Origin of the sequence: Dyella sp. (genome assembly GCF_036384435.1) — a bacterium.
Lineage (GTDB): Bacteria > Pseudomonadota > Gammaproteobacteria > Xanthomonadales > Rhodanobacteraceae > GSA-30.
The window spans coordinates 16,907-32,772 of the sequence record NZ_DASVMI010000010.1 but is presented as its reverse complement, the minus strand read 5'-3'; the positions used below and the strand labels follow the sequence as shown (position 1 = coordinate 32,772).

Annotated in this window: 16 protein-coding genes; 13 read left to right on the top strand and 3 right to left on the bottom strand. The window is 62.5% G+C overall.

What is annotated here, in order from left to right; translation table 11 throughout:
- From VF436_RS00925 to VF436_RS00905, 5 genes are all read left to right on the top strand, one after another.
- Positions 1-577 (top strand): hypothetical protein (locus tag VF436_RS00925; RefSeq protein WP_330902085.1); only part of this gene is annotated, 577 nt, incomplete at its 5' end.
- Complete coding sequence (locus VF436_RS00920) at positions 574-1,140, top strand: HAD family hydrolase (RefSeq protein ID WP_330902084.1); 567 nt, start codon at positions 574-576, stop codon at positions 1,138-1,140. The genes VF436_RS00925 and VF436_RS00920, both read left to right, overlap by 4 nt.
- Positions 1,141-1,241: 101 nt before the next feature.
- On the top strand, positions 1,242-1,907 hold the full coding sequence (locus VF436_RS00915; protein ID WP_330902083.1) for a dienelactone hydrolase family protein: 666 nt from the start codon (positions 1,242-1,244) through the stop codon (positions 1,905-1,907).
- Positions 1,908-1,911: 4 nt separating this feature from the next.
- A complete protein-coding gene (locus VF436_RS00910; protein WP_330902082.1) occupies positions 1,912-2,361 on the top strand; it encodes a MaoC family dehydratase in 450 nt (149 codons plus the stop codon).
- Position 2,362: 1 nt separating this feature from the next.
- A complete protein-coding gene (locus VF436_RS00905; RefSeq protein WP_330902081.1) occupies positions 2,363-3,208 on the top strand; it encodes a CoA ester lyase in 846 nt (281 codons plus the stop codon).
- 42 nt (positions 3,209-3,250) lie between these two features.
- Here the strand turns inward: VF436_RS00905 and gcvA are convergent, their stop codons facing one another.
- The gene (gene gcvA / locus VF436_RS00900) at positions 3,251-4,138 is read right to left on the bottom strand and encodes a transcriptional regulator GcvA (RefSeq protein ID WP_330902080.1); all 888 of its coding nucleotides are present in this window, start codon (positions 4,136-4,138) and stop codon (positions 3,251-3,253) included.
- A 320-nt stretch (positions 4,139-4,458) separates the two neighbouring features.
- Between gcvA and VF436_RS00895 the strand changes: the two genes are divergently transcribed.
- From VF436_RS00895 to VF436_RS00860, 8 genes are all read left to right on the top strand, one after another.
- Positions 4,459-5,679, top strand: a complete 1,221-nt coding sequence (locus tag VF436_RS00895; RefSeq protein ID WP_330902079.1) for an ATP-grasp domain-containing protein — start codon at positions 4,459-4,461, stop codon at positions 5,677-5,679.
- Entirely contained in the window at positions 5,676-6,554 is an 879-nt protein-coding gene (locus tag VF436_RS00890) for a succinate--CoA ligase subunit alpha (RefSeq protein ID WP_330902078.1), read from the top strand. Before VF436_RS00895 ends, VF436_RS00890 begins: the two co-directional genes overlap by 4 nt.
- A complete protein-coding gene (locus tag VF436_RS00885) occupies positions 6,547-7,752 on the top strand; it encodes an acyl-CoA dehydrogenase family protein (protein WP_330902077.1) in 1,206 nt (401 codons plus the stop codon). Before VF436_RS00890 ends, VF436_RS00885 begins: the two co-directional genes overlap by 8 nt.
- 17 nt (positions 7,753-7,769) lie before the next feature.
- Positions 7,770-8,444: a dienelactone hydrolase family protein gene (locus VF436_RS00880; RefSeq protein ID WP_330902076.1), complete on the top strand. Its 675-nt coding sequence runs from the start codon at positions 7,770-7,772 to the stop codon at positions 8,442-8,444.
- Between the two features lie 26 nt (positions 8,445-8,470).
- A complete protein-coding gene (locus tag VF436_RS00875) occupies positions 8,471-9,472 on the top strand; it encodes an amidohydrolase family protein (RefSeq protein ID WP_330902075.1) in 1,002 nt (333 codons plus the stop codon).
- Between the two features lie 11 nt (positions 9,473-9,483).
- Positions 9,484-10,938 (top strand): MFS transporter, encoded by a 1,455-nt coding sequence (locus VF436_RS00870; RefSeq protein WP_330902074.1) that lies wholly within the window; start codon positions 9,484-9,486, stop codon positions 10,936-10,938.
- A gap of 3 nt (positions 10,939-10,941) precedes the next feature.
- Positions 10,942-11,694, top strand: coding sequence for a class II aldolase/adducin family protein (locus VF436_RS00865; protein WP_330902073.1), 753 nt, complete (start codon positions 10,942-10,944; stop codon positions 11,692-11,694).
- A gap of 223 nt (positions 11,695-11,917) precedes the next feature.
- Entirely contained in the window at positions 11,918-13,237 is a 1,320-nt protein-coding gene (locus VF436_RS00860) for a carbohydrate porin (protein WP_330902072.1), read from the top strand.
- Positions 13,238-13,279: 42 nt separating this feature from the next.
- Here the strand turns inward: VF436_RS00860 and VF436_RS00855 are convergent, their stop codons facing one another.
- Positions 13,280-14,632 carry an NCS2 family permease gene (locus VF436_RS00855; protein ID WP_330902071.1) on the bottom strand — a complete coding sequence of 451 codons (1,353 nt, stop codon included), beginning with the start codon at positions 14,630-14,632 and terminating at the stop codon, positions 13,280-13,282.
- A 29-nt stretch (positions 14,633-14,661) separates the two neighbouring features.
- Complete coding sequence (locus VF436_RS00850) at positions 14,662-15,864, bottom strand: patatin-like phospholipase family protein (protein ID WP_330902070.1); 1,203 nt, start codon at positions 15,862-15,864, stop codon at positions 14,662-14,664.
- Between the last annotated feature and the right edge of the window lie 2 nt (positions 15,865-15,866).

Below are 15,866 nucleotides of genomic sequence, written 5' to 3'. Positions count from 1 at the left end.
GAGGGTCCAGAGGATGGCTGCTGAAGCACAACCGGGCAGGATGAGGCGCTGCTGGCAATGGGCCGGCCGCACGGCGGTGATGTCGACGGCAACCTTGCTCGGTGTACTGGCCTTCCTGGTGTGGTTGTTCGGCAACAATCCTTATGTCGATGTCCTTGCGGGTTTCGCTCTGCTGGGCTCGACTGGCCTGGCATTGGCCGCTTTTGTGTTCACACCGCGCTACTGGCGTCGCTGGTTCCAATCGCTGTGGCTCTTGGCGCTGCTGGTGTCGCTGAACCTGCTGCTTTTTCGCGACACCGATACGGTGGTGCACGCCACGGTGGGTGACGTCGCGCGAATGAGCTGCACTGACGTGGCTCAACTGGTGCAAAGCCGGCATGGACTTGACCGCGAATGGGAAGACGACACCCATGGCATGCTGACAGGTCGCTCGCATCACCTGGGTGCGTCGATTACGCTGTATGTGCGGCACCGCGACGATCATTACGACCTGCGGGGTGACCAGGCAGCGGGCATGAGCGTATCGCGCCGTATCGATTGCCCTGCATCGGCCACGTCGGCTGCAACGTCACCGTGACGCCGGCCGGCGCCAGACATCTGTTGATCCTGGACCTGGATGAAACCCTGGTCCATGCCCGGCGCACACCGCTGCACCATGCGCCACATCACCAGATTCCACCCTACGTGCTGTATCTGCGGCCAGGCGTGGAGGCTTTTCTCGAACGCGTGATGGAGCTGTTCGAGGTTGCCGTGTGGACGTCCTCTTCGTCCGGGTATGCCCATGCGGTCACACGCCTGTTGTTCAAGGACATCGACCGGCTCGCCTTCGTCTGGACACGCGATCGCTGCACGCCCAGGCGGGACTTCGAGCTCGATACCTGGTGGGAGACCAAATCCCTGCACAAGGTGAAGCGACGCGGCTATGACCTCGATCGAGTCATTGCCGTCGATGACAGCCCGGAGAAGTACCTGCGTCATTACGGCAACCTGGTACGCATGGCACCGTTCGAGGGCGATCCGGCCGATGACGAATTAGCCCACTTGGCGCGCTATCTGGAACACCTGGCAGGCGAGCCGCACATCCGCGCCATCGAGAAACGCGGATGGCGCCAGCGGGCGGAACGCGACAGCCGGGTATGACGATCGCTCATGCCTGGATCGATAATCGTCCATTGCCCGGGGCTTCAGGCCGCTCCTAGCATCCCCTCCGCGCGAATGGCGCGCCATGGCGGAGCGGGCTCGTGGGCGAATGGATAAAGATCAAGGCGGCCGATGGTTTTGAACTGGATGCATGGCGCGATGGCCCCCGCGATGCCCGGCATTCGATCGTCCTGGGCATGGAGATCTTTGGCGTCAACGGCCATATCCGCTATGCCTGCGCCCAGTTCGCCCAGGCCGGTTATGCCGTCGTTGCACCGGCTTTGCTTGACCGGGCCGAGCGCAACTTGCAACTGGGCTATTCCCAGGAAGACCTGCAACATGGGTTTGCCCTGCGCGCCCAGGTACCCCAGGCAGCAACCGTGCTGGATCTGCAAGCCGCCCGCGCGGCGCTCGATGCCTCCCGGGTGGGAGTCATCGGTTATTGCTGGGGTGGCCGCACCGCGTGGTGGGCCGCCACGCGCAGCAACACGTTCGCCGCCTGCATCGCGTGGTACGGCGGTGGCATCGCCGCGGACAAGGATGAACAGCCGCGCTGCCCGGTGCAGATGCATTTCGGCGAGCACGATCATTCGATTCCACTGAGCGATGTCGAGGCGATCCGCGCCGCGCAGCCGGACGTGGACATCTATGTGTATCCGGGTGCGCATCACGGCTTCGGCTGCGAGGAACGCCCCACGTTTGACCAGGCATCCTACGATCTGGCCCAGGAGCGCAGCCTGGCGTTCTTCGAGCGACACCTGGTTTGATCGCATGAGTGGTCGCTACTTCGATCAATGGCAGGTAGGTGATCGCATCGAGCACGCGATCGGCCGCACGGTGACCGAGACGGATAACCTGCTGTTCTCCGCGCTTACCCATAACCCGCAGCCCCTGCACCTGGATGCCGAATACGCCCGCGCCAGCGAGTTTGGTCGCATCGTGGTGAATAGCACTTTCAGTTTCAGCCTGATGATCGGCTTGTCAGTGATCGACACCACCCTGGGCACGATGATCGCCAACCTGGGCTATGACGAGGTAAAGACCCCGCATCCGGTATTCCTGGGTGACACCTTGCGTGCACAGACCGAGGTACGCGAGAAACGCGTCAGTCGTTCGCGGCCGCAGGCGGGCATCGTGGTCTTTGCTCACCAGTTGACCAACCAGCGCGGTGAAACCGTGTGTTCGTGCACGCGCACTGCCCTGTTGCACAAGGCAACCTGACATGAAACTGCGATCATTGTTGTTCGTTCCCGGGGACCGTGCCGATCGCATGGCCAAGGCGCAGCAGTCGCAGGCCGATGCGGTCATCTTCGACCTGGAAGATGCCGTTGCCGCCGATCGCAAGGATGCCGCGCGGCTGACGGTAAAGGGATTTCTCGCCAACGAAGCCTGCGCGCGCGCGACCTTTGTTCGCATCAATCCACTCGATAGCGGCCGCGCCAACAGCGATCTCGAAGCGCTGGCCGGGCATCCGCCAGACGGCATCGTGTTGCCCAAGGCGTGCGGCCGCGAGGCGATCGACCAGCTTGATCGCCTGCTTGGATCCTATGGCTTGCAGCATTTGCCGATCCTGCCGATCGCTACGGAAACGGCGGCATCGGTTTTCGAATTGGGGAGTTTTCGCGCGGTGAGCGACCGCTTGCTCGGGTTGACGTGGGGCGCGGAAGATCTGTCCGCCGCGGTCACCGCCAGTACGCCACGCGAAGCCGACGGCGCGTTCACTTCACCGTACGTCATGGTACGTGCCCTGGCCCTGTTCAGTGCCCACGCGGCAAATGTTCCTGCGATTGAGACGCTTTATCCGGATATTCGTGACCCCAATGGCTTGGCACGATTTGCGCGTGCGGCGGTACGCGATGGATTTTCCGGCATGATGGCTATTCATCCAGCGCAAGTGGACATCATCCATGCGGCATTGACACCGACGGACGAGGAAGTGCTTCGTGCACGCACGATTGTCGATGCGTTCGCGCAGCAGCCCGGCACAGGCACGATCGCCGTCGACGGAAAGATGCTCGATGCTCCGCATTTGCGACAGGCGCAGTGGTTGTTGGCGAGGGTGCCTTGAAAGCAGTGAGGCCGCTCGCATAGCGCGCGGCCTCACTGCTCTTCACCCACACGCCAACAACCATTCCGAAAAAGCGCGAATCTTCGGCTCCCTGCTGTTGTTGACCGGATTGACCAGGTGATATCCCAGCTCACGGGTCAATACGGTATCGCAAGGAATGACCAGGCGGCCCTGACGGACATCTTCTTCGGCGTAGACGCGTTGCATGATGGCGATCCCTGCACCCTCCAACGCCAGGCGATGCACGAGGCTGAGATCCTCGAACGACTTTACCTGGCGCAGGGCCACCGCATCATCGATGCCCGCGCAGGCAAACCAGTCTGGCCAGTCACTGGAACGCGCATGCGTCTGGAGCAGGGTCTTGCCGGCAAGATCACGCGCAACACGCAACTTGTGCCTGGTGGCAAGTTCGGGGGTACATACTGGCACCAGTTCGTCCGTGAGAAGTAAATGACTGGTCAAGCCCTTCCAGCGTCCACGGCCATAGCGAATGCCCACATCGATGTCCTGGTGCTCGAAGTCGAGCAGGCTGGCGCCCGACACCGACACCATGCGCACGTCGATATGTGGAAACTGGCGGTTGAACGCGGAAAGGCGCGGCGTTAACCAGCGGCTGAGAAATAACGGATAACCCTTGATCGTCAGCGTGGTGCGCTCGGAGGCACTGGCGTGGAATGCCGCCGTCGCGCGACGCATGTCCTCGAAGGCATGCTGCAAGACCTCGGCATAGGCGAGAGCGCCCGGCGTGAGCTCGATACGATTCCACTTGCGCTCGAATAGCCGCGTATCGAAATACTCTTCCAGCACGGCGATCTGGTGGCTGATCGCACCTTGTGTCACGTTGAGTTCCCGCGCGGCCTTGGTGAAATTCAGATGGCGCGATGCTGCCTCGAAGGCGAGCAAGGGATTGAGCGGAGGTAGCGGACGCATCGTATTTCCTGGCGGCTGCGGCACACCCCGAAGCGGGCCTGACGACGAAATGAGAGGGGTGTGCCGCAGCTTCGAACCTTGCCGGCCATCGGGTCAATGTGCGCTGCGACATAAATTTCCTCATGCTTTGCGGCACCTCGTTCCAGGTCTTTTTGCGCAACGCAAAAGCGTAATATGTTCGCATTTATCGACTTATTATCATTATTGCATTGCCATGCAACATGGCCGCCGCAATGCAGTCCATGAATATTCTTCATGCATGGATGCCAAATTGTCCGTAGGCAATATCCCGAAGTTTCCCTAACGTCCCGTCTCACACGATGCGGCCGGCTTCGACCGCATATCACTGGGGCAAGCGGCCACATCGGCCGGGAGAGATCGATACCGTGCTGTTACTCGAGCATGACGCCAAGGAGCTGATTCGCGGCCATGGCGTGCCCGTTCCCGCAGGCTGCTACGTCGACAGCCGCGATATCGCGACCATGACGCTTCCCGGCGAAGGCCCCTGGGTGGTCAAGGCGCAAGTGGGCGTAGGCGGTCGAGGCAAGGCCGGCGGTATCGGTTTTGCCGATACACACCAGGACGTTGCCGATTTCGTGCGCGAACACGCCGACACGCGCATCAAGGGACATCGCATTGCGGGGTTTCGCATCGAGCAGAAAGTGCGCTTCGAACGCGAGGTCTATGTCGGCTTCATGGTCGACGCCGCCGAACGGGGCGTACGCGTACTTATCTCGGCAAAGGGCGGCGTGGACGTCGAGGCGCACGCGCAGCATGACAATACGATGCTGAGCGCGGTCGCCGCCGCCGACGAGACCGCGATGATCGAAACGGCGAAGTCCCTGGCAAAGCCATTGCCCGAGGACGTGCGCAATACCATTGCGCAGGCTATTCCCGCGCTTGCCCATGCCTTCATCGCGCTGGATGCCACTCTGCTGGAAATCAATCCGCTGTTCGTCTTGCCAGACGGTCACTGGGTGGCTGGCGATGCCAAGCTGGCGGTGGATGAAAACACCTTCGGGCGCCAGCCGGCGGTCGAACAGATCGTGCGCGCGCGTCCAGACGCTTATCGTGAAGCAGCTTTCAAGCTTGCTCATGAGTTTGACTATATCGAACTAGATCCGCATGGTCAGGTCGGCCTGCTTACCACGGGCGCGGGCCTGAGCATGATGCTGGTCGATGAAATGTTGCAGGCCGGGCTCAAGCCTTACAACTTCTGCGATGTGCGTACCGGCATGCTGCGCGGCAGCCCGGCTCGCCTGATCGAGGTACTCAGGCAATTGGCCAAGGGGCCGAATATCTCGGTGGTGCTGGTGAACATCTTTGCCGGGATCACCGACCTGGATGAGTTCGTGCAGTTGCTGCTGCAGGCGCTCGATGCCGTACCCGAGATCTCCGTCCCGGTGGTGGCGCGCCTGATTGGTAACAATTTCCATGCAGCCAGGCAGCGCATCGAGCAATCCGGCCGCCCGATCACCGTGGAAGTGGATTTGGACAAGGCTCTGCAAATGGCCGTAGTCCAGGCGGGAGCGCAAGCATGAGCATGTTCACGCTCGATCCGTCCGCCAAGGTCATCGTGCAAGGGGCGACCGGCCGCATGGGCTCGCGCCATGCCACATTGATGAAGCGCTATGGCACGCTGGTCGTCGGCGGCATTGCCGGTGCCAGCGCCAGACGCGATTCGGATTCGGATATTCCGCTGTTTTCCAGTTGCGCCGAAGCGGCTGCCGCGACCGGCGCCCAGGCCAGCATCACCCTGGTGCCACCGATGGACGTGCTCGCTGCCGTCACCGAAGCACTGGAAGCAGGCTTCAAGCTGATCGTGTCGCCCTCCGAGGGCATGCCGGTACGCGACGCCATGCTGGCCTGCGAGCGCGTGAAAGCCCATGGCGCGCACTGGATCGGTCCGTCCACGCCCGGACTGGCGATTCCGCGACGCATGAAGATGGGCTTCATTCCCGATGTGTCGCTGGCACCGGGACCGTTGGGCGTAATGTCCAAGAGCGGCACGCTCTCCTATGAGACCTGCTTTCGCCTGGCCGAACGCGGGGTGGGTCAATCCACCTGGATCGGCGTGGGTGGCGATTCGGTCAAGGGCTCGCGTTTTGGCGAACTGCTGCCCTACTTCCAGGCCGATGCCGATACGCGGGCACTGCTGATTCTTGGCGAGATCGGCGGCAGCGAGGAAGAAGAACTCGCCGATGCCATCGAACGCCTGTCCTTTGCCAAGCCGGTGTTCGTGCTGCTGGCCGGCGCCTCGGCACCCGAGGGCGTAACCATGGGCCATGCCGGCGCGCTGGTGCATGGCGGACGCGGCACCGTGCAATCGAAAACCACCGCCTTGCGTCGTGCCGGCGCACAGGTATTTACCAGTATCGAAAGCCTCGTCGATGGAGTGCTCAGCGCCCATGTCTGAAATCACGGTCCCGCATCGCGCCAGCCTGCCTCCCGGCATCGAGCTGACCGGCGAACAGCGTCATCGCATCGGCCAGGTCCGCGAACTGGTGCAGGGCCAGTTCAAGGCTCGCGGCAAGGAACTGCTCGACGGCTCCTTTCCCTGGGACAACATGCGCCAGCTGGCCGATATCGGCGTGCTCGGCATGGCGGTCGGCAAGTCGTACGGTGGTTCGGAGCTGGGTGTGTTCGATACCGCCTTGGTGCTCGAAGAAATCGCCAAGGGTTGCTACATCACTGCCATGGCGGTGCTGGGTGAGGTAGGCACGCAGACGCGTGTGATAAGCGCGTTCGCTCCCGAACACATCAAGCGGAAAATCCTGCCGCAGGTATGCACCGGTGACTGCGTGCTGTCGATCTGCCTGACCGAACCGCATGCCGGCACCGACGTGGCAAGCTACACCACCAACGCATGGATTCGTGGCGACAAGGTGGTGATCAATGGCACCAAGTCGTTGATCAGTCGCGCCGAAGAAGCCGGCATGTTCGTGGTGTTCACCCGCGTGGACGACGCACCGGGCCTCGATGGCATCGGTTGCGCGCTGGTCGAGCAAGGTACACCGGGATTGGCGCTGACCTCCAAAGTCCATACGCTCGGCGGCGAGAACCTGCACGAGGTGACCTTCACCGATTGCGAGGTCCCCCTGGATCACCTGGTCGTACGTCAGTCCGGTCTGAAGTCGTTGCTATCGGCCTTCAACACTCAGCGCTGCCTGAACCCGAGCATTTCACTCGGGTTGGCCGAAGGTGCCTTCGATGAGGCCGTCAGTTATGCCGGCAAGCGCCGTGCCTTCGGTCGCTCCATTGGTGATTTCCAGGGCATGCGCTGGAAGCTGGCCGACATGTACATCGCCATTGAGGCGGCACGCGGCCTGCTTTACCGCGCCTGCCTGTCGGCCAACCCGTTCCCCGATGCGCTGCTGGCCGCCACCGCCAAGATCCGCTGCAACGAAATGTCGCTGGACGTCACAAGCGAAGCGCTACAGATTCACGGCGGCTTCGGTTTCACCGACGACAGCGTGGTGTCGCGCCTGTATCGCGGCGCACGCTACGGCACGCTGGGCGGCGGCACATCCGAGACCTTGCGCGACCTGATCGGCAAGCGCGTGACCAGCCACTTCGACGAGAAAGCCGGCATCGCCGCCATGGCGACCTGGTGAAGGCAAAGGAAACCAGCATGGGTACCACGATCGACATCATCGCCAGCGACAACCATCGTCTCGCCGCCTATGTGGCCGAACCTGCCGGCGAGCCCGTTGGCGCGCTGGTGATGCTGCAGGAATTCTTCGGCGTCAACCAGCATATTCGCGACATGGCCGAGCAATATGCCGGCGACGGCTATTACGTGATCGCGCCGGCGATCTTCGACCGTGTCGAGCGTGGCGTGGAGCTGGGCTACGACCAGGCCGGCATCGAGAAGGGACGCGCCCTGCGCGCACAGCTGGTGCTGGACCAGACCATGCTCGACATCCAGGAAGCCATCGACACGGCGGCCCGCGTAGCGCCGGTGGCGACACTGGGTTACTGCTGGGGCGGCTCGCTGGCCTATCTGGCGGCCGCGCGGCTGACCGGTGTTACCTGCGCGGTGGGCTACTACGGTGCGCAGATCGCCGGCCATGCGAACGAGACACTGCACGCTCCCGTGCTGCTGCACTACGCCGAGCACGACGAATACATTCCGCTGGCGGATATGGAGAAGGTGCGCGACCTGCATCCGGAGATCGAGATGTACCTGTACCCAGGTACGGAACACGGCTTCAGCTGCAACGACCGCCAATATTACGAGCCCACGTCGGCGGCGTTGGCGCGCGAGCGTTCTCTGGCATTTCTCTCGCGATACCTCAAGCGTTGAACTTCCCCATGCCACAGGCTGCAAGCATGCGCGTCGATTTCCATACCCACGTGATTCCCGCCCCGGACCGGCTGCCGGACTGGGCCGCCCAGTTCGGCCCCAACCGCTGGCCGAAACTGGTGCCGGTGGATGCGCATTCGGCGACGCTGATGATGGGCGAGAATACCGTGATGAAGCTGGACGACCGCTTCTGGTCGCCGCAGCGACGCTTGCAGGACATGCAGCGGCAGGGCATCGCCATGCAGGTGATCTCGCCGATTCCGATGCTCACCTGCTACTGGGCACCACCGGCACAGGGGCAGGCCGTGGCCCGCTTTCTCAATGACGATATCGCCGAGATCGTCGCGCGGCACGCCACGCATTTCATCGGCATGGGCATCGCGCCTTTGCAGGACGTGGATCTGGCGATTGCCGAGCTGCGGCACCTGCGCGAGACGCTGGGCATCCGCGCCGTGCAGATCGGCACCTGTCCGGCTGGGCGCGACCTGGACGACCCGGTGCTGTTTCCGTTCTTCGAGGCCTGCCGCGACATTGGCATGAGCGTGTTCGTGCATCCGATCCAGCCATTGATCGGCGGCGATCGCCTCAAGCAGTACTACCTGCCTAATATCGTCGGCAACCCGCTGGAAACCGGCCTGGCAATGACGCGCCTGATCGTTGGCGGCGTGATGGAGCGCCTGCCCGACCTGCGGATCTGTTTTGCGCATGCCGGCGGCGCGTTTCCGCTGGTACTCGGTCGCGTGGACAAGGGGTATGCGGTGCGCGCGGAAATGCGCCAGCACATAACTCGCGCGCCTAGTGAATATGCACGCCTGCTGCACGTCGACGCGCTGACATTCGACCCGGGCAGCCTGCGCTTTGTAGTGGACAAGCACGGTGGCGATCGCGTGATCCTGGGTAGTGATTACCCGTTCGGGTTGGGCGACGACGATCTGGTGAGCGCGGTCGAGGCGGCCGAGCTTCCCGCCGACGTCACGCGCGCCATCCTGGAAGAAAACATCTGGAAGTTCATGGGAATCACTCCCTGAGCATGCCGGCGATGGCCACCACCACATCCGATAGCCGATTCGTTTCGACATCCCGCGAGGAAACCCAGATCGTGAGCGCAAGCAAGACCCTCGAGATCGATCACCTCGTCGATGGCCAGAAGATCGGCCCGCTGGTGCTGCGTATCGTGGTGCTGTCGTTGCTGGTGCAATGCGCGGACGGGTTCGACCTGGCGGCGATGTCGTATGCGGCTCCAGAGATCATTCGCGCCTGGGGCATCAAGGCGCAGGCGATGGGCCCGGTGTTCAACGCGGGGCTGGTGGGCATGGCCGTCGGCGGGCCGCTGCTTGGCTACATAGGCGACCACTATGGGCGCCGCGTCGCGATCCTGATCTCTACGCTGGTGTATGGCTTGTTCACGCTGATGATGGTCGGTGCTCACGGGCTGCAAGCGTTGTTGCTGCTGCGCTTCATTTCCGGCGTGGGCCTGGGTGGGTTACTCCCCAACACGGTGGCATTGAATGCCGAATATGCACCGCGACGCTTTCGCGCCACCCTGATCATCATCATGTTCATGGGCTTGGCAGTCGGTGGCATCCTGCCGTCGGTTGTAGCGACCTCTCTGCTGGGACGCTATGGCTGGCAGGCGTTTTTCTTTGTCGGTGGCGTAGGTCCACTGTTGCTGGCGGTGGCACTGTTCGCGCTGTTGCCCGAATCGATCAAGTTCCTGGTCGCCAAGGGCCGCAACGAACGAGCCACCCGGCTCGCCAGCAGGCTGCGCCCGGACCTGGCCATCGACCACCACACGACGCTGGTGATGAGCACCTCGCGGCAAGGGGTGAACAGCTTCTCGCCGGGACTGCTGTTTGCCGATGGCCTGGGTGCGCTGACCTTGCTGGTATGGGTGTTGTTCTCGGCCGCGTTGATCGTCAACTTCTTCGTCAACAGCTGGATGCCCACGCTGTTTCGCGCCAACGGCCTGAGCAGCGACCAGACCGCGATCACGCAGGCGGCGTATTACCTGGGTGGCATCTGCGGCGGCCTGGTGATCAGCCGTCTGATCGATCGCTGGGGCGTGTTGCCGATCATGGTGTATTTCCTGGTCGGTGGGCCGGTGGTGGCCTCGATCGGCACGCAAGGCCTCTCGCACGCGGCCTTGACCGTAGCGGTGTTCTTTACCGGTGCCACAGTGCTGGGCAGCCAGCTGGGCATGAATGCCGTGACCGGCATGATCTATCCCACCAGCATCCGCTCCAAGGGTGCCGGCTGGGCGAGCGCGATCGGTCGTTTCGCCTCGATCGGCGGACCGACCATCGGTGCATGGCTGATCGCGCACAAGACACCGATGCCACGCCTGTTCCTGGTGCCGGCGATACCGATGGTCATCGGTGGCATCGCAGCAGCCGGCCTGCTCTACCTATGTTTTCGGCGCTTCCGTGGCATGCGCCTGTCCGAGACACGCGCCGCGGCCACCGAGGTGGCACCGCATTCATCCCCGAGGAATTGATCCATGCAACAAACGAACGTCGAGCAGCGCCAGGAAACCGAGGCCGAACTGCGCCAGAAAGTGGCATCGATGTGCATGATGCTGAACCTGCAAGGTTCCATCGGCATGTTCGGCCATGTGTCGATCCGCGTGCCCGGCACCGACCGCGTGCTATTGAGTCCTGGCGCGGGTTCGGAAAAGGGATCGGTCAGGCCCGAGCAGGTATTCGTATTCCACATTGATGGAGAGATCCTCGAACATCCCGGTGGCGAGGTGCCGCTGGAGTGGCGGATTCACACGCAGATCCATCGCGACCGTCCGGAGATCATGAGCGTGACGCACCTGCACGCTCAGCATTCCACGCTACTGGGCATCGCCGGGCGCGACATCGTGCCGGTGTTCCTGCACGGCGCATTCCTCTATACGGGTGTGCCTGTGTGGAACGATCCGCGCCTGGTCGTCTCCGATCCACAAGCCGCCTCGCTGTCGGCTGCGCTGGGCAAGAACGTGGCGGTGCAGATGCGCGGCCATGGCAGTGTGATCGTTGGCGAGTCCGCCGAGGTCGCCTTCTTTCGCAGCACCTTCTTCGAGGAGAACGCGCGCAAGCAGGTCGAGGCCGAGGTGCTGGGCGGCGCATTGTCCTTGACACCCGACGAGGCTGCCGACTGTGCACGCGGCACTTTCAATCCACGGCTGCTGCGATTGCTGTGGGAGTACTACGAGCGCAAGGCAAGGCAGGCGCTCGCCAACAACCAGCCTTGGACGTTCGAGGGCTGAGCAATGCCATACCGGGCTCAATCGCATCACCTCGCCGACGGGCGAAACAGATAAATAGAAAGACGTAAGGATTTGACCAACGATGCCCGGGCTTTCCGGGCCTGTAGAACAGTTACCGGAAACCCCGGTATCGCTGTCGGGGGAACCTGTGCGCCCGGTTTTCGGCGAGCGCACAAGCGACAGTCGTACCGGCCATCGACAACTACCGAGGGGAGGTCCGACGATGGGCACCATCAATCACTCATGCAGCACCGCCATCGCGGCCTGCCTGCTGGCCTGGGCAACGCTGGGCCCGGTGCATGCATCCGATGCGGCGCCACAGGAAGACACATCCACGCCGGTGGCCACACCGAAGCCCGACTGGTGGCATGGCCAGGGCTTCCTGGGCGACTGGGGTGGCGAACGTAGCAAACTGCATCGTGAAGGCGTCGATTTCTTTGGTAACTTCCAGGTGCAGAGCGCCGCCATCGTCCATGGCGGCAAGCAACGCGGCATCCAGAGCAACCACCAGATCGTGGTCGGTACCAAGCTGGACCTGGACAAACTGCTGGGTATCTCACATGCCGGTTTCACCTTCGCCGTATCCGATCGCTTCGGCTCGAATGCATCCAACCTTGCCGGCACGCGCGTCATCATCAACAGCAACTATGGCGAAGGCGAGAATTTTCGCCTGGCCAACCTGAGCTTCAACCAGAGTTTCTACAAAGGCCGGTTGAGCTACCAATTGGGCTGGTTCCCCGCGGCGGCGGAATTCGACTACAACCCGTTGCTGTGCAGTTTCCTCAACCAGGGTTTCTGCGGCCACCCCAATTCACTGGGCGCCGACTCCGGCGGCTTCCAGAACCCGCCCGGAGCACAGCTTGGTGCGCGCATCACTGGGTATATCCTGCCGGATGTGTATCTGAAGGTGGGCGTATTCGACGTCAATCCGAGCCTCTATATCAACAACTCACCGGGCTTCCACTTGGGCACCAGTGGCGACACCGGCACCATCTATCTCACCGAACTGGGCTGGAGTCCTCACGTTGGCGAGCAGGGCCTGCCCGGCAACTACAAGATTGGCGGCTACTACGACACCAGCAAGGCGCCCGACGTGGTCAATCCCAAGCGCCAGCGCGAGGGTCGCAGCAATGGCTGGATCTCGATCGACCAGATGGTCTGGAGTCCGGGCGACACCCATCGCGGCCTGATCCTGTTCGCCAACCTGACCCAGGCGGACAAGACCAACGCACAGATCGAAAGCTACGACTCGGCGGGCATTGTGTTCCAAGGGCCGTTCGCCAGTCGCCCGCAGGACATCTTCAGCCTGGGCTGGGCCAAGTCCAATCTCAATACGCGCAAGCTTGCCGCCGAGATGCGCGGCCGGCCCACGGGCAAGTTCTATGGCGCGGAGGAATACATCGACATGTCCTATCGCTTCCAGATCAATGCCTGGTTGTTCTTGACGCCCGACGTGCAATATCTGATGAACCCAGGCGCGTTCAGCGCCGCGCACTACCGCAACGCCACCGTGGTCGGGGGCGAACTGGCGATCAAGTTCTAGCCACGCATGCCTGCCCTGCCCTTCGGCTCATCCGGGGCGGGGCTACAGGTGTGCAAGCAACACCAGCGCCAGCGCGGCGATCACCCACATAGCCGGCTTGATCTCGCGCCACTTCCCTGTTGCCAGCTTCAGCAGCACATAGGCAAGGAACCCGTACGCGACACCATCGGTGATCGAATAGGTCAGAGGGATCAGCAAGATTGCCACGAACGCAGGCACTGCTTCGTCGAAATGCTGCCATTGGATATGCGTGATCGATTCGATCATGAACACGCCGACCAGGATCAACGCGGGAGCGGTCGCGATCGCCGGTATCAGTGACAGCAAGGGCGAGAAAAACAGGAAGGGGAGGAAACACAGACCCGCCACCACGGCAACCAGTCCAGTACGGCCTCCTTGCGAGATACCCGCCGCCGATTCGATGAATGCATTGGCCGGACTGGTGCCTAGCGGAGCCGATACCAGCGCGGAAAACGCATCGACCATCATCGACTGGCGAATGTTGCGTGGATTGCCTTGCTCATCGACCAGCTTGCCTACCTCCGATACTGCCATGAAGGTGGACAGGGCATCGAAGAAGGAGGTGAAAAGCATGACGAAGATGAATGGCCAATAGGCAAACTTCAACGAACCCAGCAAATCCAGTTGGCCGAGCGCGGAGAAATCTGGTGAGGCGACCAGTCCATGCCAGTTCACCAGTGTGGCCGTGGTGCCATAGGCGCTGCCATCACCCCACCAGCGTCCGATCGGCAGAGCAAGGATGGTGGTCAGCACGATGCCGATCATCAGCGCTGCCTTGATGCGTCGCGCCACCAGGAATATCGTCAACGCCAACCCTGCCAGGAACGTCAGCAACACCGGATTCAACCTGGCCGAATGCACCAGCGTTACCGGGTCGCCAACAATGAACCTGGCGTTGACCAGGCCGATCAGGCTGATGAACAAGCCGATGCCGCAGGACACCGCGTGGCGCAAATTCGCCGGAATGGCCTCGACCACCACCTTGCGCACATTGAACAGCGCCAGCAGCGCGAACAACACACCCGACCAGAATACGCAGCCCAGGGCCGCCTGCCACGACATGCCGCCACCGTGCACCATGACGAAAGCGAACAAGGCATTCATGCCCATGCCGGGAGCGACCAGCACCGGGTTGCGCGCGTAAAGACCCATGGCGCAGCTACCGAGGAAGCTGACCAGCACGGTAGCCGTCAACGCCGCTGAAAACGGCACCCCGCCCTGCGCCAGCACAGCGGGATTGACCACGATGATGTACATCGCTGTGAGAAAGGTGGTCGTGCCAGCCAGCACTTCGGCGCGAAGGCTGGAGCCGGCGGCGCGGATGCCGAACCAGCGTTCCAGGGCGGAATCCTGGCCGCTCCGGTTACGTTCCATGTGTCATGACTTCCTTGAAAAGATTCTCGTCAATCCCGGTGCGCATCGTGCGTCACGAACGGATGTTCCACGGTGGGCACGTCGAGCCAGTGCGGATGATCCAGCGTGCGCTGCATGTCGGTGACGCCGCTGCGCCAATGTTCGAGCATGCTTGCCGAACTGAATTCATAATCCTTGTAATGGCCTTCGTACGGCTTGTCGCGGTAGATCAGGTGGATCAGGTTGGTCAACGCGCCACTGGCGCGCTGCTCGGCGCGCTTGTACGCAGGATCGTGGCGGCGGTCGGCGGGCACCAGTTCCATCAGGTCATGCAACAGGCGTTGCTGTTCCTGGTTGAGGCGCATGTATTCGGTGATCAGGCGCGTACGACTGGAATACTGGATTTCTTTCGAGCGCTCGGCCACGGCCGCCATGTCGCGAGGCAGCTCGCCTTCGGCATTCCACAGGTCTACCTGGAACACCAGCGCGTCGTGGCAGGGCCGTTCGGCCAGCACCTTGTACAACGGCGTATTGGAGACCATGCCGCCATCCCAGTAGTACTCGCCGTCGATCTCCACTGCGGGAAAGCCCGGCGGCAACGCACCCGAAGCCATGAAGTGCTCCGGTCGCAGCGTGCCACGACCGTTGTCGAAATACGCAAAGTTGCCGGTGCGCACATTGACCGCACCCACCGAGACGCGCATCTGGCGCGGGTCGTTGATGCGGTCGAAATCAGCCAAGCGCTCCAGCGTGGCACGCAGCGGCGCGGTGTCGTACCAACTGGTGGTGCCCGGCGACAGATGGCTTTGCAGGAACGGTGGCGGCAGGCGCGGCACGAAGAAATTCGACTGCCCTTCCAGGAGGCTACGCCACGCGGCCACGGCACTGAGGCCGTTCTGCCAAGGCAGCGGCCAGTTGGCTGGATCGAACAGGGTGGCCGCCATGCCGGTCGAGAACGGGGTGGGCAACGGTGCCTGGCATATGCTGCGCCAGAATTCGCGCAGCTTGTCCACGCGCTGCTCCGGCGGATTGCCGGCGATGATTGCCGCATTCAGCGCGCCGATCGAGATACCCGCGATCCAGTTGGGCCGCAGGCCCGATGCCTCCAGTGCCTCGTACACGCCGGCCTGATAAGCGCCCAGGGCTCCGCCACCCTGGAGAACCAGGGCGATGGTGCCGTAATTGCGGGCGACCGCATCGCCCACGGCCGACGCCGTGGAAGCCCGTAGCTGACTTCCTTTGCCGCCACTCATGG

Coding starts and splice junctions, on each gene's coding strand:
- VF436_RS00910 (WP_330902082.1), top strand. CDS start 1,912: ATGAGTGGTCGCTACTTCGATCAATGGCAGGTAGGTGATCGCATCGAG.
- VF436_RS00905 (WP_330902081.1), top strand. CDS start 2,363: ATGAAACTGCGATCATTGTTGTTCGTTCCCGGGGACCGTGCCGATCGC.
- gcvA (WP_330902080.1), bottom strand. CDS start 4,138: ATGCGTCCGCTACCTCCGCTCAATCCCTTGCTCGCCTTCGAGGCAGCA.
- VF436_RS00895 (WP_330902079.1), top strand. CDS start 4,459: ATGCGGCCGGCTTCGACCGCATATCACTGGGGCAAGCGGCCACATCGG.
- VF436_RS00890 (WP_330902078.1), top strand. CDS start 5,676: ATGAGCATGTTCACGCTCGATCCGTCCGCCAAGGTCATCGTGCAAGGG.
- VF436_RS00885 (WP_330902077.1), top strand. CDS start 6,547: ATGTCTGAAATCACGGTCCCGCATCGCGCCAGCCTGCCTCCCGGCATC.
- VF436_RS00880 (WP_330902076.1), top strand. CDS start 7,770: ATGGGTACCACGATCGACATCATCGCCAGCGACAACCATCGTCTCGCC.
- VF436_RS00875 (WP_330902075.1), top strand. CDS start 8,471: ATGCGCGTCGATTTCCATACCCACGTGATTCCCGCCCCGGACCGGCTG.
- VF436_RS00870 (WP_330902074.1), top strand. CDS start 9,484: ATGGCCACCACCACATCCGATAGCCGATTCGTTTCGACATCCCGCGAG.
- VF436_RS00865 (WP_330902073.1), top strand. CDS start 10,942: ATGCAACAAACGAACGTCGAGCAGCGCCAGGAAACCGAGGCCGAACTG.
- VF436_RS00860 (WP_330902072.1), top strand. CDS start 11,918: ATGGGCACCATCAATCACTCATGCAGCACCGCCATCGCGGCCTGCCTG.
- VF436_RS00855 (WP_330902071.1), bottom strand. CDS start 14,632: ATGGAACGTAACCGGAGCGGCCAGGATTCCGCCCTGGAACGCTGGTTC.
- VF436_RS00850 (WP_330902070.1), bottom strand. CDS start 15,864: ATGAGTGGCGGCAAAGGAAGTCAGCTACGGGCTTCCACGGCGTCGGCC.